The sequence below is a fragment of the Streptomyces coelicoflavus genome, from assembly GCF_045041415.1.
In the GTDB taxonomy this organism is placed as follows: domain Bacteria; phylum Actinomycetota; class Actinomycetes; order Streptomycetales; family Streptomycetaceae; genus Streptomyces; species Streptomyces coelicoflavus.
Map to the genome: position 1 here is coordinate 4,554,140 of NZ_CP108218.1, position 18,244 is coordinate 4,572,383.

An 18,244-nucleotide genomic window follows, 5' to 3' on the forward strand; every position below is an offset into this window, starting at 1 on the left:
CGCCGGGCCCGGTGACCCCGGGCGTCGCCGCGGGGGGTCGCCCGTTCCGGAAGGCCACCGCCGATGCCCGCGCCCCAGCCGTCGCAACCGTCGCGTGAGAACCAGCCGTCGCCCGCGGACCCGTCGTCCCGGACGGACCGGTCCGCGCCCACGTCCGCGTTCTCGCCCGTCGTGCCGCCCGTCCTCGCCGAGGTCGTCAGGTCCGGCTTCGTCGAGGGGCGGCACCGGGGCAGCCTGGTGGTCCTGGGCGCCGACGGGGCCGTGGAGCTGGCCCTGGGGGACGTGACGGCGCCGGTCTTCCCGCGCTCCTCCAACAAGCCGATGCAGGCGGCCGGCGTCCTGCGGGCCGGTCTCGACCTCGCGGGGGAGCGGCTGGCGCTGGCCGCCGCGAGCCACTCCGGAGAACCGTTTCACCGGGACCTGGTCCGCAAGATGCTCGACGAGTACGGCCTGGACCCGGCGCTGCTCCAGTGCCCGCCCGACCTGCCGCTGGACGCCGAGGAGCGGGACACCTACCTGGCGTCCGGCGCCGCGCCCGACCGCGTCACCATGAACTGCTCCGGCAAGCACACCGCGATGCTGGCGGTGTGTGCGCAGCGGGGCTGGCCGCTGGAGACGTACCTCGACCCGGAGCACCCGCTCCAGCGGGTCATCCACCGGGTGGTGGAGGACGCGGCGGGCGAGCCGGTCGCCGCCGTCGGCACCGACGGGTGCGGGGCGCCGCTGATGGCGATCAGCCTGGTCGGGCTGGCCCGCGCCTTCCGGTCCTTCGTCGCCGCCGAGCCCGGCTCGGCCGAGCGCCGGGTCGCCGACGCGATGCGCGCCCACCCCGAGTACGTCGCCGGCAGCCGCCGCGCCGACACCTGGCTGATGCGCGAGGTGCCCGGCACCCTCTCCAAGATGGGTGCCGAGGCCGTCCAGGCGGTGGCCCTGCCGGACGGCCGCGCCCTCGCGTTCAAGGTCGAGGACGGCGCCACCCGGGCGCTCGGCCCGGTCCTGGCCCGCGCCCTGGCCCTGCTGGGCGTGGAAGGACCGGTCGTCGACCGCATCGGCCGCGCGCCGCTGCTGGGCGCCGGCCGGGAGGTGGGGGAGATCCGGGCGGCCTTCTGAGGCCCCTTCCGGTGCCCCTGGCCTCCGGTAATCCGCGCGACGCGGGCGGGGCGGCCGACCTACCGTGAGCCCATGAGCCACCGCACCGAGATCGACGTACGGCCCGTCACCGAGGCCGAGTTCCCCGACTGGAACCGGGCGCTGAACACGGGGTTCCTGATGCCGCCCGCCGTGGCCGCCGAACAGGTGGCGGACCGGCGCCGGCAGTTCGTGCCCGGCCGGACGCTCGGCGCCTTCGACGGCGACCGGTGCGTGGCGACCTTCCGGTCCTTCGACCAGGAGCTGACCGCCGTCGGGGGTGGCACGGTCCGGGCCGACGCGATATCCAACGTCACCGTCACCGCGACCCGCCGCCGCCGTGGTCTGCTCACCCGGATGATGGCGCAGGACCTGGCCGCGGCGAAGGAGCGCGGGGACGTCGTCGCGACGCTGATCGCGGCGGAGTACCCGATCTACGGCCGGTACGGCTTCGGCCCCGCCACCACCATGACCGAGTGGGCGGTCGACGTGCCCCGCGCCGGCCTCGACCGGCGCTGGGCGGCCCCGGAGGACGGCGGCCGGATCGACCTCGTGGACGGCGAGGACGTGCGGGGCCTCGGACCCGGGCTGCACGAGTGGCTGCGCCGGGAGCAGCCGGGCGCGGTCAGCCGGACCGCGCTGTGGTGGCAGGCCCGGACCGGCCTCGTGAACATGAACGGCACGCCGTGGACCGAGCCCTACTACGTCATGTACCGCTCGGCGGACGGCGGGGTCGAGGGCCTGGCCTCGTACCGGACCGACGACCGCTGGGGCGACGCCAAGCAGCCGCTGAACACGGCGACCGTCGAATGGCTGATCGGCGTGACCCCGGCCGCCGAGCGCGCGCTGTGGCACTACCTGTGCTCGATCGACTGGGTCCAGACGGTGAAGAGCGGCTGGCGCTCCCCCGACGACCTGCTCCCGCACCTCCTGCCGGACCCGCGCGCGGCCCGCATCACCACGCAGGCCGACTGGCTGTGGGTGCGGATCCTGGACGTCGCGGCGGCGCTGGAGGCGCGGACGTACGACGGGCAGGGGGCGGTGGTGCTCGAGGTCGTGGACCGGGGAGGGCTCACCGGCGGGCGATGGCGACTGGAGGCGGGCCCGGACGGGGCGTCCTGCGTGCCGACCGCCGAGAGCGCCCATCTCGCGCTCGACGTGGGCGACTTGGCTGCGCTCTGGCTCGGCGACGCGTCGGCCGTGCGGCTGGCCGCGCTCGGCCGGGTCCGGGAAGAACGAGCGGGCGCCGCCCGTGTGGTCGACGCCCTGCTGCGTACGTCCAGGCGGCCTTGGTGCCCGGACATGTTCTGAGGTGACTCCCTTCCGCCGGTGACGGTGGATGTGCGCATCCGTAGCGCGTGCTCTTCGGTTGTGGTTGTTGTGCGTGGTGCCTGCTGCCCGCCGGGCTCCCGGCTCCCCTCCGGAAGGGGGCCCGGCCGGTCAGTCGTGGTGGCCAACCCCCGTGACGATCGACCACGTTGCTCAAGTTGGCTGCCAACTTCTCTTTACTTATCTCCGCTTGGAAGCGGCTCATAACCACCTTTCCACGAACTGCCCAAAGATGGCGAGAAGTTGTAGTGTTTGGTCGTGGAGCCGGAACACGCCGCCGTCGACGGGCGGGAGAGACCGCAGCGGCCACGGACAACACATGGAGAGGTGGCCGACGAGCTGCGCGCCCGGATCAGGTCCGGGCGGCTGCGGCCGGGCGAGCGCATGCCCACACAGGCCCAGTTGGCCGACGAGTTCGGCGTGGAGCGGGGCGCCGTCCGCCGGGCCCTGCGCGTCCTTCAGTCGGAACGTCTGCTCACCAACGTGTCCAAGGGCAGCCCGGCGACCGTCGCACCCGGCCCGTACGGCGTCCAGGACGGTCCCGAGGCACGGCCGATGCCCACCACCGCGGCCCTCGCCCCCCGGATCGCGGCCGCCTTCGCCGCCGAGCACGTCGAGATCGACGCGCTGTGCCTGACCTCCGTCTCCCTCACCCTCGCCCTCGGCGAAGCCCTGCGCCAGATCCACGCCGGGCGACTGAAACCGGCCAAGGTCGACGTCCGGGTCCTGCTGCCGAGCAGCGACATCGACCTCGCCTTCCCGGTGGCGGTGACGGGCGGCGCGGCGGGCGGCCCGGTGCACGAGCGGTGGCTGGCGATGCGCAACGCCCAGGGGCAGGTGCTCCGGCACAACCTGCTGAGCCTGCGCGCCACGCACGGCATCGACGTGCACGCCTCCTTCCGCGCGCTGCCCTTCACGCCCCCGGTGAAGCTGTACGTGCTCAACGGCGCCGAGGCCCTCTTCGCCTACTACACCCTCGGCCGGCGGGAGCGGGAGATCGGCCACGAGCAGCTGGAGACGTACGACGCGGAGGGCATCCGCTCGACGCTGTTCGCCTTCGAACAGGGCGACGGCCTGCGCGACGGCGTGTTCGTGAAGCAGTCCCGGCTGTGGTTCGACGCGCTGTGGGGGACGATCAGCTCGGAGCTGCTGCTCACGAACTGACCGCCCCGTTCAGAGCGCGGGCCCCGCGACCAGGAGGGCCAGCAGCACCGCTCCGGCGGAGCTGACGGAAGGAATCCTGGCCTTGACGCCGACGGTGAGCAGGAGCAGGCCGACGACTCCGGTGGCGCCGTACTTCCACTGGACGATCTGCTCGAAGGCGACCACGAAGACCGCGGAGACCAGGGCGAGGACGGGCATGGGTCGTTCCCCCCTTCGGGACGTTCCGGAAGCTGGGAAGGTCAACTTTCACCAACATGGCGAAGTTGGCTGCCAACTCTGCTCTGGTTGTCCCCACTTGGCTGCTACCTATAAACAAGTTTCAAACAACTCCATGTAGGTAGGTCGAAGTTGTAGCGTTTGGTCGTGACTCAGGAGAACGTGTCCGTGAACGGCAGCAGAAGGCTCTCGTCGCAGGAGATCGCCGAGGCCCTGCGGGAGCGGATCCGCGGGGGAGACCTCAAGGCGGGCGACCGCCTGCCCACCCAGGCGGAGCTGGCCGACGAGTTCGGCGTGGAGCGCGGCACCGTCCGTCAGGCCCTGCGCGCGCTCCAGGAGGACGGCCTGCTCACCAACGTCAGCAAGGGCAGCCCGCCCCGCATCGCCGAGCCCGCCGTGCCCCGGGTCGAGCCGCAGTCGACGATGGTCACCCTCGGGCCGCGCCTGGCGGAGGCGTTCGAAGCGCCGCGGGTGCGGATCGACGTCGTGTGCCACACCTCGGAGACGCTGATGCTGGCCCTCAGCGAGCCGCTCCGCCTGATCCACGAGGGCCGGGTCCGCCCCGAGGCGATCGACTTCCGCGTGCTGATGCCGTCGCGCGACATAGCGCTCGCCTTCCCCGTCCTGATCGAGCAGGAGGAGGACGACCCGGTCCACCAGCGCTGGCTCCAGATGCGCAACGCGCAGGCCCGCGTCCTCCAGCACAACCTCCAGGCCGTGCGCTCCACCCACCGCGTCGACGTGCGCATCGCCTTCCGTGCCCTGCCGTTCACCCCGCCGATGAAGCTGTACCTGCTCAACGGCGAGGAGGCCCTCGTCGGCTACTACACGGTGACCCGGCGCGAGGAGGAGTACGAGAGCCGGACCCTCCAGATGTACGACGTGCTCGGCTCCCGCACGCTGCTGTTCTCGTTCCTGAAGCGGACCGGCCACCGGGACGCGGTGTTCGTGGAGGAATCGCAGAAGTGGTTCGACGCCCTCTGGGAAACCATCACCACGGACATGACACTCTCCTAGTGACTTCCGATACGGATCAGACGGAACCGGCGGGCGGGCACGGCGAGCCGTTCGAAGAGCCCGAGGGGCTGCGCGAGCTGGTCGAGGGCGCCCGTGTCGTCCTGTGGGACTTCGACGGCCCCGTGTGCAGACTGTTCGCGGGCCACGCGGCCGACCGGGTGGCGGGCGAACTGGTCGACTGGCTGGAGACGCTGGGGCTCAAGGAGCTGCTGACCCAGGAGGAGCAGGTCCACCCGGACCCGCAGGTCCTGCTCGGCGCGGTCCACCGCAGGCGCCACCGGAGCGACCTGGTCGCCGACTTCGAGGAACGGCTGACCCGCGAGGAACTGCGCGCCGTGCCCACCGCCTGGCCGACCGAGTACGCCTATCCCCTGATCCGCACCTGGTCCGCGCTCGGCGTCGGCCTCGCGATCACGACCAACAACTCGCCCCGCGCGGTGAGCGAGTACCTGGAGATGCGGGGTCTGCTGGACTGCTTCGCCCCGCACATCTACGGGCGCACCGAGGCGCTGCACCTGCTCAAGCCGGACCCGTACTGCCTCAACCGCGCGCTCAGCGCGATGGGGGTCGCACCGGCGCAGGCCCTGATGGTCGGCGACACCACCTCCGACCTGACCGCCGCCCGCCGGGCCGGCGTGCCCTTCCTCGGCTACGGCCACAACGAGCGGAAGGCGAAGATCCTCGAAGAGGCGGGCGCCGAGACGGTCGTGCACTCCCTGAAGCCGGTACTGCGGCTGCTGTGGGAGCCCGCCGGACCGGTCACGGACGGCGCCTGACCCGGCCGCGCCCGACCCGGCCCCGTGGCGTCGCACATCGAGGGGGCAACAGGAGTAGCGTTCTCCCACTCCTGCACCTCCGCATGGGTTCTCAAGGGTTCTAGGCGAGAGAAAAACGGTAGATGTCGCCTGAATCGGCCTCCGCCGCCCGGCTCCGTGCCGTCGGGGTGAGCGGTGACGCACGTACGGTCGAGGGTCCGCTGCGCGGCTACCACCACGAGACGTACGTGGTACCGCTGCCCGGGGCGGCGGGCGCCGCGGGGTCGGCGCGCTGGAAGTGCCGGGAGCCGCGGAGCGGCCTGCTGTGGTTCGACCGCCGGTGCTTCGTGTCGGAGGAGCGGCTGCTGTCCGCCCTGCACGGCCGGATCACCCAGGTACCGGACGTCTTCGAGTTCGAGGGGCTGCACCTCCAGCGCTTCATCGAGGGCCGGACCCTGGGCACGCTGCACGGAGCCGGCCGGGCGGTGCCCCCGGAGCTGGTGCGGCAGCTCGTGCGGCTCTTCGGGGAGACGGCGGCCGTGAGGTGGCAGACGCTCCCGGTGGAGCGGCTGTGCCACCCCGAGGACCGGCCCGCTGACGGCGACAGCGACGGCTTCATGGAGCGGCTCGTCTGCTTCACCGAGCGGCGCGTCTACGAGGACAACCTGCCGCGGTTCGGGACCCTCTTCGCCGGCCTCGGTCTGGACGAGGACGGGTTCACCAGGCTGCGCAAGCATGTCGCGGGGCTCCGGGAGCGGCCGTTCTGCCTGCTCCACGCCGACCTGCACCGCGAGAACCTGATCGTCGACGCGGACCGGCGGCTGTGGACCATCGACTGGGAACTGGCGATGGTCGGCGACCCGCTGTACGAGCTGGCCACCCATCTGCACCTGATGCGCTACCCGTCCCGGCAGCTCCGGCAGGTGGTGGAGGGCTGGCGGCACGCGGTCGAGGCCGCCCGTCCCGGCGCGACGTACGGCTGGCGGCAGGACCTGGACCTGCTGCTCGGGTACAAGCGGGCCCAGTCGGTCTTCACCGACGTCGTCCGGGAGGCCGTCTCGCTGGGCCGGGCCGCGCGGTCGCCCGGCCCCGCGGTCGCGCTCGCGGCGGCCCGCCTGCACGGCGTCCTGTCCGCCGCGGCCCCGCCCCTCGGACTCGGGTCGGTGCCGGGACCCGCCGAGATCGGCACCGCCCTGGTGCGCTGGGGCCGCGCGCAGCCGCGGGACGAGGGGCCCCCGCCGGGCAGGCCATAGGCTCGGCCCCATGAACGCCCCCGCCCCCAGCCCCGCCCCCGGTCTGCGCGAGCGCAAGAAGCAGCGGATGTTCCGGACGCTGTCGGACACCGCCGTCGAACTCTTCCTGGAGCGGGGCTTCGACGCGGTGTCCGTCGCGGAGGTGGCCGCCGCGGCCGAGGTCTCCAAGCCGACGCTCTTCCGGTACTTCCCGGCGAAGGAGGACCTCGTCCTGTACCGGATCGCCGACCACGAGGAGGAGGCGGCCCGGGTGGCGGGCCGGGGCCCGGCGCCGCTCGACGCGCTGCGCCGCCACTTCCTGGCGGGCCTGGAGCGCTGCGACCCGGTGACCGGGCTCAACGACCACCCCGCCGTACTCGCCTTCCACCGGCTGCTCTACGGCACCCCCGCCCTGGTCGCCCGGATGCACACCCAGCTGGAGCGGTCCGAGGCCGCGCTCGCCGGGGTGCTCGGCGGCGACCTGGAGGCCAGGCTGGCCGCCGGTCAGATCATCGCCGTCCAGCGTGTCCTCGCGCTCGACAACTGGCGGCGGATCGCCGACGGGGAGCGGGTGGAGGACGTGCGGGGGGACGCGGTGGCGGCGGCGGAGCGGGCGTTCGCGGGGCTGGCGGCGGGGCTGCCCGGACGTATGACGAAGTAAAAAACGTAACTCGGTAACGTCTTTCCTCTATGCTTGCCGGAATGACGTCGACCGAACCCGCCCTCCAGCGCGCCCTCGACCGGGAACGCGCCCACCACGACCACTGCCGTTCCGTCCTCGCCGAGATGGTCGAGGGCGCCCAGGAGCACGTCGTCACCGGCGAGGACGTCTCCGCCTCCGGTGCCGACGCCGAGGCCCTCGGGTACCGGCTGCGCAGCCGGGCCAAGGAGATGCGCGAACTGCCCGAAGGCCCGCTGTTCTTCGGCCGGCTGGACTTCACGGAGACGGAGACGGAGACGGAGACGGAAGCGGAATCGGAATGGGACGGGGACGGAGGGGGCGGGCGGGCGCTGCACATCGGGCGGCTGCGGATCACCGAGCACCCGGCCGCACCGCCCCTCGTCGTCGACTGGCGCGCCCCCGTCTCCCGCGCCTTCTACCAGGCCACCGCCGGCGACCCCCGGGGTGTCGCCGTCCGCCGCCGCTTCGGATGGGCGCCCGGCAGCCGGGGCGAGAGCGCCGACCTCACCGGCATGGAGGACGAGCACCTCGGCCGGGGCGAGTCCCGGGCCGGCGCCATCGTCGCCCGGGAGATCGCACGGCCCCGCGTCGGACCCATGCGGGACATCGCCGCCACCATCCAGCCCGAGCAGGACGACCTGGTCCGCGCCGGCCTCGGCGACACCGTCTGCGTCCAGGGCGCCCCGGGCACCGGCAAGACCGCCGTCGGCCTGCACCGGGCCGCATACCTGCTCTACACCCACCCGCAGCGCATCAAGCGGGGCGGCCTGCTGATCCTCGGCCCGAACCCGACCTTCCTCTCCTACATCGCCGAGGTGCTCCCCGCCCTCGGCGAGAGCGGCGTACGGCAGTCGACCCTGGCCGAGGAGATCGCCCGGCACCCGGTCACCCGTACCGACGACGCGCCCGCCGCCGCCCTCAAGCACGACGCCCGCACGGCCGAGGTGCTGCGCCGTGCCCTGTACGCGCGCGTGGCCCCCGACGCCGCGGGCGACCTCACCGTCCCGGACGGTTCCTACCGCTGGCGCGTCCCGGCCGAGACGCTGGCCCGCGTCGTCGCGGACGTGCGCGAGGAGCGGCCGCCGTACACCGTCGGGCGGGACCGGGTCCGGGCGCGGATCGTGGGGTACGTCCAAGAGCGCGCCGAACGGCGCGCCGGGCCGCGCCCCCACGCCTGGCTGCGCCGCGTCGAACGCTCCCGGCCCGTCGCCGCGGCCCTCGACGCCGTGTGGCCCCGGGTGCGCCCGGAGGAGGTACTGGCCCCGCTCCTCGGCGACCCGTCCGTGCTGGCGCGGGCGGCCGACGGCGTCCTGGACACCGACGAGCAGCGGGCCCTGCTGTGGCCCGGGAGGGCGCCGCGGTCGTGGAAGTCGGCCCGCTGGTCCGCCGCCGACCTGGTCCTCCTCGACGAGGTCGCCGGACTCCTCGACCACCCCGAGGGCTACGACCACATCGTCGTCGACGAGGCCCAGGACCTCTCCCCGATGGAGTGCCGGGCCATCGCCCGCCGCTCCGCCTTCGGTTCGCTCACCGTCCTCGGCGACCTCGCCCAGGGGACCACGCCGTGGGCCGCGCGCTCCTGGCGCACCGCCCTGGCCCACCTGGGCCGCCCGGACGCGGCCGTGACGCCGCTGACCACGGGATTCCGGGTGCCGAAGGAGGTCGTCGGCCTCACCAACCGGCTCCTGGCACGGCTCGGCGTGGACGTGCCGCCGGCCCGCTCCCTGCGCGGCGACGGCGAGCTGACGCTGCGCGCGTGCGCGCCGGGCGCCGTGCCGGAGACGGTCGTGGACGCCGTACGGCACGCGCTCGCCCGTCAGGGCTCGGTGGGCGTCGTCGCCGCCGACCCGGACGTGCCCCGGCTGCGGGCGGCCCTCGACGCGGCCGGCATCCCGGCGGCGGGCCCCGAGACCCCGGGCGCCCGGCTCGCCGTGGTCCCGGCGAGCGTGGTCAAGGGCCTGGAGTACGACCACGTCGTCGCCGTCGAACCGGCGGCGATCGCAGCGGCGGAGGCCCCGGACGGCCGCGGCCTGCACCGCCTGTACGTGGTCCTCACCCGCGCGGTGTCCCGCCTGGACGTGATCCACGCACGCCCGCTGCCGTTCTGAGGCAGTGGGCGTGCGCCTGGCTCGCCGTGCGCATCCGCGGGCCGTGGGGAAGGGTGGGGACATGGCGGCGAGACTGCGGGTGACCACGGTGGACGCGGGACCCTTCACGATGCCGAAGGGGGATCTGCTGCACGGGGCGACCGGCATGATCACCGTGCCCTCGACGGTGGCCGTGATCGAGCACGCCGCGCACGGGCTCATTCTCTTCGACACCGGCGTCAACCACCGCGTGGCGGACCCCGAGGCCGCGGAAGCCTACTGGGGCGCGGGGCTCCGTGCGGCCTACGGTGCCCAGGCGTTCACGCGGCAGCACGCCGTCGACGCCCAGCTGGACCGCCTCGGCCTCCGCACGAGCGACGTCGCGTACGTCATCTACTCCCACCTGCACCTCGACCACGCCGGCGGGATGAGCTACTTCCCGCGCGCCACGCACGTGGTCCAGCACGACGAACTGCGCCACGCCTGGTGGCCCGACCGATGGACCGCGCGGGGATACGCCTTCAACGACTACCGCGACACACGGGACTACGACTTCCTCGAACTCACCGGGGACACCGACCTCTTCCTGGACGGCACGGTGACCGTGGTCCGCACGGGCGGCCACACCCCCGGCCACCAGGGAGTCGTCCTCGCCCTCGGCCACCACGAACGGATCGCCTTCCTGGGCGACGCCGCCCACCTGCAGGAAGGCCTCGACCGGAACGTGCCGATGATCAGCGACTGGAACGTCCAGGAGAAGCTGCTCACCTACGACCGGATCCGCGCCCTGCGCCGGGCCGGTGTCCGCACCTTCCTCTCCCACGACCCGGCCCACTTCGCCGCCCTGCCGCACGACGGCGCCTTCTGGGACTGAGTCCTCCGGGGCCGAGCGCGCCGCGCTTGCACTGTTGCAAGCGGCTTGCTTGCAATAGTTAGCATCCTGCTGCATGGTGGAGGCATGGCATCGCTCAACGTCGGCAATCTCGGTGAGTACCTGCGCGAGCAGCGGCGCAACGCGCAGCTGTCGTTGCGGCAGCTCGCCGATGCCGCGGGCGTTTCCAACCCGTACCTGAGCCAGATCGAGCGCGGGCTGCGCAAGCCGAGCGCGGAGGTGCTCCAGCAGGTCGCCAAGGCGCTGCGGATCTCCGCCGAGACGCTGTACGTCCGGGCGGGGATCCTCGACGCCGAGCGGGACCGGGACGACGTGGAGACGCGTGCGGTCATCCTCGCCGACCCCTCGCTGAACGAGCGGCAGAAGCAGGTGCTGCTCCAGGTGTACGAGTCCTTCCGCAAGGAGAACGGGTTCGGGGCCGATGAGGATGCCGACGCCAGTGCCGATGCGGACGCCGGCGCCGATGCCGTTGTCGACGGGGCTGAATCAGCTAAAAACCCTCAAACGTAAGCAATTCCGGAGGACCATCACCATGGCCATCACCGACGATCTGCGCAAGACCTTCAGCGACCCCACCCCGCTCTACTTCGCCGCGGGCACCGCCGACCTCGCCTTCCAGCAGGCCAAGAAGGTGCCGGTGCTGGTGGACCAGCTGCGCGCGGAGGCCCCGGCGCGGATCGACGCCGTACGCAACACCGACCCGAAGGCCGTCCAGGAGAAGGCGACGGCCCGCGTCAAGGAGACCCAGGGCAGCCTCCAGGCCAAGGCCAACGAGCTCTTCGGCAACCTCGACGCCGACTTCAAGAAGCTCGGCGAGACCGCCCAGGACCTGGCGCTGCGTTCCGTCGGCGTCGCCGCCGAGTACGCCGTCAGGGCCCGGGAGACCTACGAGAAGGTCGCCGAGCGCGGCGAGCACGCGGTGCGCACCTGGCGCGGCCAGGCCGCCGACGGCATCGAGGACCTCGCCGAGGACGTGGAGGACTTCGCGGTGGCCGTCGAGCCCGCCAAGCCCGCCCCGGCCAAGCCCACCGCGGCCAAGCCGACGACCGTCAAGTCCGAGCCGGTCCGGGTCGCCGAGGACAAGACCGCCGCGGCGAAGAAGACGCCCGCCCCGCGCAAGGCCCCGGCGAAGAAGCCCAACACCGCGAAGAAGACGACGCCGCCCGCCAAGTAGTGCGGCACGTCACGAGTGAGGAGCGGGCCGGGCACCCTTGGGGTGTCCGGCTCGTTCTGCGGGTACGGTGACCGCGTAATGACGATCCGATTCTGGTGGTGGACGTTGTGCTGATGCAGGGGTTCGCAGGCTTCATGTGGCTGCTGAGCATCGCCCTGATCCTTTTCAGCGGCTTCGCTTTGATCGACGCCGCCACGCGCCGCGAGGACGCCTACCGCGCGGCCGACAAGAAGACCAAGCCGTTCTGGCTGATCATCCTCGGGATCGCCTTCGTGGTGAACCTGATCTTCAACATCCTGTCGTTCCTGCCGATCATCGGTCTCATCGCGACGATCGTGTACATGGTCGACGTACGGCCCGCCCTGCGCGGCATGTCCGGCGGCGGCCGCAACAGCCGCCGCGGCTCCAGCAGCGACGGCCCCTACGGCCCGTACAACGGCGGACGCTGACGGGGAGCCCCGTGCGCGTGGTCACCGGGACCGGGCGGCTCAGGCCGTCCGGTCGAGCAGGACCACCGCCACGTCGTCGGCCAGCTCGCCGCCGTTGAGTTCGCGGACCTCGTTGACGGCCGCCCGCAGCAGCTCCTCGCCCCGCAGGCCCTCGGCGCGCTGGCGGCGCACCATCTCCACCATGCCGTCCTGGCCGAGCCGCTCCCGGCCCTCGCCGACGTGGCCCTCGATCAGGCCGTCGGTGTAGAGCATCAGGCTCCACTCGGCGCCCAGCTCCACCTGCATCCGCGGCCAGCGGGCACCCGGCAGCAGCCCCAGCGCCGGGCCGTTGTTGTCGTACGGCAGCAGGCGTGCGGGCACGCCCGGCGCGGCGACCAGCGGGGACGGGTGCCCGGCCAGGCACAGGCCCGCGCGGCGGCCGTCCGGGGAGATGTCCACCGCGCACAGGGTCGCGAAGATCTCGTCGTCCGAGCGCTCGTGCTCCAGCACCTGCTGGAGCGTGCCCAGCAGCTCGTCGCCGCAGAGCCCGGCCAGGGTCAGCGCCCGCCAGGCGATCCGCAGCTCCACACCGAGCGCCGCCTCGTCCGGACCGTGCCCGCAGACGTCGCCGATCATGGCGTGCACGGTGCCGTCCGGGGTGCGGACGACGTCGTAGAAGTCGCCGCCGAGCAGCGCGCGCGAGCGGCCCGGCCGGTAGCGGGCGGCGAAGCGCAGCGGGGAGCCGGCGAGCAGCGGGGTCGGCAGCAGGCCGCGCTCCAGACGGCGGTTCTCCTGCGCCCGCACCCGGCCCTCGGCCAGCCTCCGCTCCGCCGAGTCGGACCGCTTGCGCTCGACGGCGTAGCGGATCGCCCGGCTCAGCAGACGGCCGTCCAGCTCGTCGCGGAACAGGTAGTCCTGCGCGCCGACCGCCACGGCCTCGGCGCCGCGCTCGGCGTCGCTGGAGGAGGTCAGCGCGAGTACGGCGTGCCGGGGCGCGAGCTCCAGGACGTGCCGGAGCACGGCCAGCTCGTCGCTCCCCTCACCGGCGCCCTCGCCGTCGCCGGTGCCTTCCCCGCCGGCGCGGGCCGGGGCGGGGGACGACAGGGCGAGGTCCAGCAGGATGCAGTGGACGTCGTCGGTCAGCAGCCGCCCGGCCTCGGTGAGGTTGCGGGCGGTGCGGACGCGGATCGGCTTGCCGGCCTGGTCGAGCAGGTCGGGCACGATCGCCGAGCCGGCCGGGTCGTCCTCGATCAGCAGCACCGTCAGGTTCGTGGGCACGGCGTTCTCGGCCCGGCCGCTCCGCGTGCGGGCGGTGCCGGTGTCCGTGCCGGGGGTGCTGGTGCCGGGGGTGCCGGTGCTGGTGTCCGTGGGCTTCTCGCGCTTCTCCGTGGGGTTCTTTCGGGCGTTCTCCCGAGCGTTCTCCCGCTGCGTGACGGGGGTCTCGGCCGGGCGGTCCCCGGGCGGGGCCTGTTCCGTGGAAGGGCCGCTGTCCGGGGACGCGGCGGGCGCCTGACCACACTCCACGGCCGGGATCGCCCTCTGCCGCGGTACGGGTACGGGCATCGTCTTGGTTTCCTTCCCTCCCCCCGAGGGCATGGCGGGGCGAGGGACCTCGACCCACCGACGGGGACCATAGCGGGTGACGGCACCGCTGCGGAATGGTCCAGAACACGTCGGGCGGCCATCGGCCAGTGTCATATGCCGCGTTATGCCCCGCAGTTGGACACGTCGCCCGGGGACCTGGGATGACGAACGTCACGCGGGGCGGGACGCCGGGCGTGGAGTGGGTCACGTGGCCCGTCTCACGCGTCCGGCGGGCGGCGCGTGGCCCGCGTCACCCCTTGGGCGCGGGTGCCTGCTCCGGGGCGGTGTCCGGCCGGACCACACCGAGGATCGGCATGGTGCCCGCGCCCGCGACGGTGATCGAGCGCCCCGGACGCGGGGCGTGCACCATGGAGCCGTCGCCGACGTACATGCCGACGTGGCTGGCGTCGTCGAAGTAGATGATCAGGTCCCCGGGACGCATGTCCTCGATGTCGACGTGCTTCAGCTGCTTCCACTGCTGCTGCGAGGTGCGCGGTATCGCCTGCCCCGCCGACACCCAGGCCTGCGAGGTCAGACCGGAGCAGTCGTAGGACTTCGGGCCCTCGGCGCCCCACTGGTACGGCTTCCCGATCTGGGCGGTGGCGTACTCGACCGCCTTGCGACCCCGCTCGGTCGCCGCGGTGTCGAGGTCCTTGAGGATGCCGGAGCCGAGCCAGGCGGTCTGGGCCTTGGCCTGCGCCGCCTTCTCCAGCAGGGCGAGGCGCTCCTTCTCCTCCTTCTCCAGCTCGGACTCCAGCTTCTCGGCCGCCGAGATCTGCTTCTCGATCTTCTTCTGGGCCTTGGCCTTGGCCTTGCGGTTCGCCTCCAGCTCCTTGAAGTGGGCGGAGGCGTCCGCCGCGTAGGTCTTCAGGTCCTCCTGGGCGCGGGTCAGCTCGCCGAGCAGGCCCTTGGTGGCGCGCTGGCCCTGGATCACCCGGCCGGTGCCGTCGAGGAAGTCCTCGGGGTCGTCGCTCAGGACGAGCTTCGCCCCGTCGGGCAGGCCGCCGGTGCGGTACTGGGAGCGGGCCGCGGCTCCCGCGCGGTCCTTGAGGCCGTCCAGCCTCTCCTGGCCCTTGACGATCTTCTTGGCCAGTTCGACGATCTCGGCGTTCTGCTTCTCGGCCTTCTCCTCGGCGGCGTTGTACTCCTCCGTGGCGGAGGCCGCCGCGCGGTAGAGCCCGTCGAGCTTCTTGCGTACGGCTTCCAGGTCCTTGCCCTTGCCGGGCGTGGCGGCCGGGGCGGTCGGGGTGGCGGCGCCGGGGGTGCTGGGCGACGGTGACGACGAGGGCGGCGACGAAGGGCCCGGGTCCGCGAACGCCGTGCCCGGTGCGGCCAGCACGGTGATCGCGCAGACCACGGTCACTGCGGCGGTCGTCAAGCCACGCTTCCCCGTACGCATACCTCGCCCCCAAACTGATTAACCGTCAGTAACATAGCCCGCTCCGGGGATCGTGCCATGCCGGAGCGAAAAGCGACAGAGGGCGACAGAGGCCGTGCATTCCTCCTGCTCCCCCGCTTCCCTCCCGCTTCCCTCCCGGGGGCTCGGGTGTGTGACGAACGCCGTGCGGAGATCGTTCCCTGCTCGCCCGTCGCCGCCGTCGTCGCGTCACGTGCGGGGCGCCAACGCCTCCCACCGCACCGTCACTTCGCCCTGCCGCCACCGCGCCGGCCCGTCCGCCACCGGCCAGTCGGCCGTCAGGTCCCGCACGGCCCGCATCCAGCGCTGCCGGGCGCCGTAGGAGGCATAGGGCGCCGCGGCGGCCCAGGCCCGGTCGAAGTCACGCAGGAAGGCGTGCACCGGCTCGCCGGGGACATTGCGGTGGATGAGTGCCTTCGGCAGCCGTTCGGCCAGGTCGGAGGGGAGGCCCAGGGAACCGAGCCGGGTGGCGAAGGTGACCGTGCGCGGCCCCTCGGGCCCGAGCGCCACCCACACGTGCCGGCGCCCGATCTCGTCGCAGGTGCCCTCGACCAGCAGCCCCCCGCGCGAGTGCTCCGACGCCGGTGCGAGCCGCGCGCACAGCCGCTGCCAGACGGCGGCGACCTCGCCCTCGTCGTACTGGCGCAGCACGTTCGCCGCGCGGATCAGCAGCGGCGGCGCCGGGACGGGGACCTCGAAGCCGCCGTGCCGGAAGTCGAGCCCCGCGCGCGCGTACGGCTGGGCCGCCGCCACCCGGGCCGGGTCGATCTCGACGCCCACCACGCGCGCGTGCGGCGCGACCGAGCGCAGGCGCAGCAGCAGTTCGACGGCGGTCCAGGGCGCCGCGCCGTAGCCGAGGTCGACGGCGACGGGGTCGGCGGCGCGGCGCAGTTCGGCGCCGTGCACGGCCGCGATCCAGCGGTCCATGCGGCGCAGCCGGTTGGGGTTCGTCGTCCCGCGCGTGACCGTGCCCACGGGGCGGGTGGCGGTGGCGCGGGGCGGCATGCCTACGAGGGTATGCGTCCGGCCGGCCGGCATGCGGCCACGGGACGGTGGTACCCGCACACCGCGAGGCAGGGCAGGGTTCCCGCCGCGTGCCACCGCGTCGGGGGACCCGGTAAGCCCTCGAACGGTTGAGCGATAGGCGGTAATGATTCGGCAAAGGCCGGAAAACCGGAATGGAGCACTGCCCGTCCGGTGTTCCCACCCCTTGGAGGGCACCGCAGGTCCTCCGACCGGCATGCCCGCAGCGAGGAGGAACGGCTCGTGAGCCAGTACGTCAGCAGGCTCGGGCGTCGCTCACCGGCGGCCTCCCCGCGGCTCAGGCTGCTGCGCAAACCGCGCCGCGTCGCCATGCTCTCCGTGCACACCTCACCGCTCCACCAGCCCGGCACCGGCGACGCCGGCGGCATGAACGTCTACATCGTGGAGCTGGCCCAGCGCCTCGCCGCGATCAACATCGAGGTCGAGATCTTCACCCGGTCGACCACCGCCGCCCTCCCGCCCTCCGTCGAGCTGGCCCCCGGCGTCCTCGTCCGGCACGTCGACGCGGGCCCGTACGAGGGACTGGCCAAGGAGGAGCTGCCCGCCCAGCTCTGCGCCTTCACCCACGGCGTGATGCAGGCCTGGGCCGGCCACCGTCCCGGCCACTACGACCTCGTGCACTCCCACTACTGGCTCTCCGGCCACGTCGGCTGGCTCGCCGCCCAGCGCTGGGGCGCCCCCCTCGTGCACGCCATGCACACCATGGCCAAGGTCAAGAACGCCAGCCTGGCCGACGGCGACACCCCCGAACCGGCCGCCCGCGTCATCGGCGAGACCCAGATCGTCGCCGCCTCCGACCGCTTGATCGCCAACACCACGGAGGAGGCCGGCCAACTCGTCCGCCACTACTCCGCCGACCCCGCCAAGGTCGCCGTCGTCCACCCCGGCGTGAACCTCGACCGGTTCCGCCCCTTCCCCAAGGGCCGCGTGCCCGGCCCGGGCCAGCACGGCAACGCCCGCGCCGCCGCCCGCGCCCGCCTCGGCCTGCCCCAGGACGCGCTGATCCCGCTCTTCGCGGGCCGGATACAGCCCCTGAAGGCGCCGGACATCCTGCTGCGCGCCGTCGCCGTCCTCCTCGACGAACGCCCCGAGCTGCGCTCCCGCATCGTCGTGCCCGTCGTCGGCGGCCCCAGCGGCAGCGGCCTCGCCAAGCCGGAGGGCCTGCAGAAACTCGCCGCACGCCTCGGCATCGCCGACGTCGTACGCTTCCGCCCGCCGGTCGGACAGGAGCAGCTCGCCGACTGGTTCCGGGCCGCGTCCGTCCTCGTCATGCCCTCCTACAGCGAGTCCTTCGGCCTGGTCGCCATAGAGGCGCAGGCGGCCGGCACCCCGGTTGTCGCCGCCGCGGTCGGCGGCCTCCCGGTCGCCGTGCGCGACGGGCAGACCGGCCGCCTCGTCCAGGGGCACGATCCCGTCGCGTACGCGCGCGTGCTGCGCGACTTCGCCGACAATCCCGAGCTGACGCCCCGCATGGGCGACGCCGCCGCCAGGCACGCCCAGGCCTTCGGCTGGGACAGCGCCGCCGCCGCGACGGCCGAGGTCTACACGGCCGCGATCCAGTCGCACCGCCGTCACGTACGCTCGCACCATGGCTGAGGCACCACAGCAGAAGGCAGCGCAGGTCCTCGAGGCGGCGCTGAAGGACGCCGAGCTGGAGTGGGAGAGCCCGGAACCCGGCAACTACGTCGTCAAACTCCCCGGCACCCGCAAGCTCTCGACGACGGTCTCCCTCCTCCTCGGCCGGCACTCCCTCTCCCTCAACGCCTTCGTCATCCGCCATCCCGACGAGAACGAACCGGCCGTCCACCGCTGGCTGCTGGAGCGCAACCTCAAGCTCTACGGCATCGGTTACGCCGTCGACCGCCTCGGCGACATCTACGTCACCGCGAAGCTTCCCCTCGCCGCCGTCACCCCCGACGAGATCGACCGCCTCCTCGGGCAGGTCCTCGAGGCCGCCGACGGCGCCTTCAACACCCTGCTGGAGCTGGGTTTCGCGTCCGCCATCCGCAAGGAGCACGCGTGGCGGACCTCGCGGGGCGAGTCGACGCGGAACCTGGACGCCTTCCGGCACCTCATCGAGCGGGCGGGCGACTGA

18 protein-coding genes are annotated in these 18,244 nt (G+C 73.2%); 14 read left to right on the top strand and 4 right to left on the bottom strand.

The annotated features are described in order from the left end of the window. Window positions 1–63 precede the first annotated feature (63 nt). From OHA99_RS20245 to OHA99_RS20255, 3 genes are all read left to right on the top strand, one after another. On the top strand, window positions 64–1,110 hold the full coding sequence (locus OHA99_RS20245; RefSeq protein WP_405697071.1) for an asparaginase: 1,047 nt from the start codon (window positions 64–66) through the stop codon (window positions 1,108–1,110). A gap of 72 nt (window positions 1,111–1,182) precedes the next feature. Beyond that, window positions 1,183–2,439 carry a GNAT family N-acetyltransferase gene (locus OHA99_RS20250; protein ID WP_405697074.1) on the top strand — a complete coding sequence of 419 codons (1,257 nt, stop codon included), beginning with the start codon at window positions 1,183–1,185 and terminating at the stop codon, window positions 2,437–2,439. Window positions 2,440–2,709: 270 nt separating this feature from the next. Beyond that, window positions 2,710–3,621 carry a FadR/GntR family transcriptional regulator gene (locus OHA99_RS20255; protein ID WP_405697077.1) on the top strand — a complete coding sequence of 304 codons (912 nt, stop codon included), beginning with the start codon at window positions 2,710–2,712 and terminating at the stop codon, window positions 3,619–3,621. 9 nt (window positions 3,622–3,630) lie between these two features. Here the strand turns inward: OHA99_RS20255 and OHA99_RS20260 are convergent, their stop codons facing one another. Further along, on the bottom strand, window positions 3,631–3,819 hold the full coding sequence (locus tag OHA99_RS20260) for a hypothetical protein (RefSeq protein WP_153179154.1): 189 nt from the start codon (window positions 3,817–3,819) through the stop codon (window positions 3,631–3,633). 159 nt (window positions 3,820–3,978) lie between these two features. On the opposite strand from OHA99_RS20260, the gene OHA99_RS20265 reads away from it, so the two are divergent. The 9 genes from OHA99_RS20265 to OHA99_RS20305 all read left to right on the top strand — a co-directional run bounded on the left by OHA99_RS20265 (window position 3,979) and on the right by OHA99_RS20305 (window position 12,125). Continuing rightward, complete coding sequence (locus OHA99_RS20265; RefSeq protein ID WP_153179155.1) at window positions 3,979–4,854, top strand: winged helix-turn-helix domain-containing protein; 876 nt, start codon at window positions 3,979–3,981, stop codon at window positions 4,852–4,854. Continuing rightward, a complete protein-coding gene (locus tag OHA99_RS20270) occupies window positions 4,854–5,630 on the top strand; it encodes an HAD-IA family hydrolase (RefSeq protein ID WP_366473637.1) in 777 nt (258 codons plus the stop codon). Before OHA99_RS20265 ends, OHA99_RS20270 begins: the two co-directional genes overlap by 1 nt. A gap of 122 nt (window positions 5,631–5,752) precedes the next feature. Continuing rightward, the gene (locus OHA99_RS20275; protein WP_405697082.1) at window positions 5,753–6,862 is read left to right on the top strand and encodes a phosphotransferase; all 1,110 of its coding nucleotides are present in this window, start codon (window positions 5,753–5,755) and stop codon (window positions 6,860–6,862) included. A 10-nt stretch (window positions 6,863–6,872) separates the two neighbouring features. After that, window positions 6,873–7,502 (top strand): TetR/AcrR family transcriptional regulator, encoded by a 630-nt coding sequence (locus OHA99_RS20280; protein ID WP_165685561.1) that lies wholly within the window; start codon window positions 6,873–6,875, stop codon window positions 7,500–7,502. Window positions 7,503–7,543: 41 nt separating this feature from the next. Beyond that, entirely contained in the window at window positions 7,544–9,631 is a 2,088-nt protein-coding gene (locus tag OHA99_RS20285) for a HelD family protein (RefSeq protein ID WP_405697085.1), read from the top strand. Window positions 9,632–9,692: 61 nt separating this feature from the next. Then, window positions 9,693–10,484: an N-acyl homoserine lactonase family protein gene (locus tag OHA99_RS20290; protein WP_153179160.1), complete on the top strand. Its 792-nt coding sequence runs from the start codon at window positions 9,693–9,695 to the stop codon at window positions 10,482–10,484. Window positions 10,485–10,568: 84 nt separating this feature from the next. After that, window positions 10,569–11,012: a helix-turn-helix domain-containing protein gene (locus tag OHA99_RS20295; RefSeq protein ID WP_007388806.1), complete on the top strand. Its 444-nt coding sequence runs from the start codon at window positions 10,569–10,571 to the stop codon at window positions 11,010–11,012. A gap of 22 nt (window positions 11,013–11,034) precedes the next feature. Continuing rightward, window positions 11,035–11,676, top strand: coding sequence for a hypothetical protein (locus OHA99_RS20300; protein WP_153179162.1), 642 nt, complete (start codon window positions 11,035–11,037; stop codon window positions 11,674–11,676). A 113-nt stretch (window positions 11,677–11,789) separates the two neighbouring features. Next, entirely contained in the window at window positions 11,790–12,125 is a 336-nt protein-coding gene (locus tag OHA99_RS20305) for a DUF2516 family protein (RefSeq protein WP_007388804.1), read from the top strand. Between the two features lie 39 nt (window positions 12,126–12,164). Here the strand turns inward: OHA99_RS20305 and OHA99_RS20310 are convergent, their stop codons facing one another. The 3 genes from OHA99_RS20310 to OHA99_RS20320 form a co-directional block, all read right to left on the bottom strand. Continuing rightward, entirely contained in the window at window positions 12,165–13,667 is a 1,503-nt protein-coding gene (locus tag OHA99_RS20310; RefSeq protein WP_282882492.1) for a PP2C family protein-serine/threonine phosphatase, read from the bottom strand. A 271-nt stretch (window positions 13,668–13,938) separates the two neighbouring features. Continuing rightward, window positions 13,939–15,087 (bottom strand): C40 family peptidase, encoded by a 1,149-nt coding sequence (locus OHA99_RS20315; protein WP_153179163.1) that lies wholly within the window; start codon window positions 15,085–15,087, stop codon window positions 13,939–13,941. Between the two features lie 207 nt (window positions 15,088–15,294). After that, a complete protein-coding gene (locus OHA99_RS20320; RefSeq protein WP_205616707.1) occupies window positions 15,295–16,110 on the bottom strand; it encodes a class I SAM-dependent methyltransferase in 816 nt (271 codons plus the stop codon). A gap of 261 nt (window positions 16,111–16,371) precedes the next feature. On the opposite strand from OHA99_RS20320, the gene mshA reads away from it, so the two are divergent. Both mshA and OHA99_RS20330 read left to right on the top strand, forming a co-directional pair. Next, window positions 16,372–17,745: a D-inositol-3-phosphate glycosyltransferase gene (gene mshA / locus OHA99_RS20325; RefSeq protein WP_007451016.1), complete on the top strand. Its 1,374-nt coding sequence runs from the start codon at window positions 16,372–16,374 to the stop codon at window positions 17,743–17,745. After that, window positions 17,738–18,244 carry a YbjN domain-containing protein gene (locus OHA99_RS20330; protein ID WP_282882488.1) on the top strand — a complete coding sequence of 169 codons (507 nt, stop codon included), beginning with the start codon at window positions 17,738–17,740 and terminating at the stop codon, window positions 18,242–18,244. The genes mshA and OHA99_RS20330 overlap by 8 nt, the downstream gene beginning before the upstream one ends.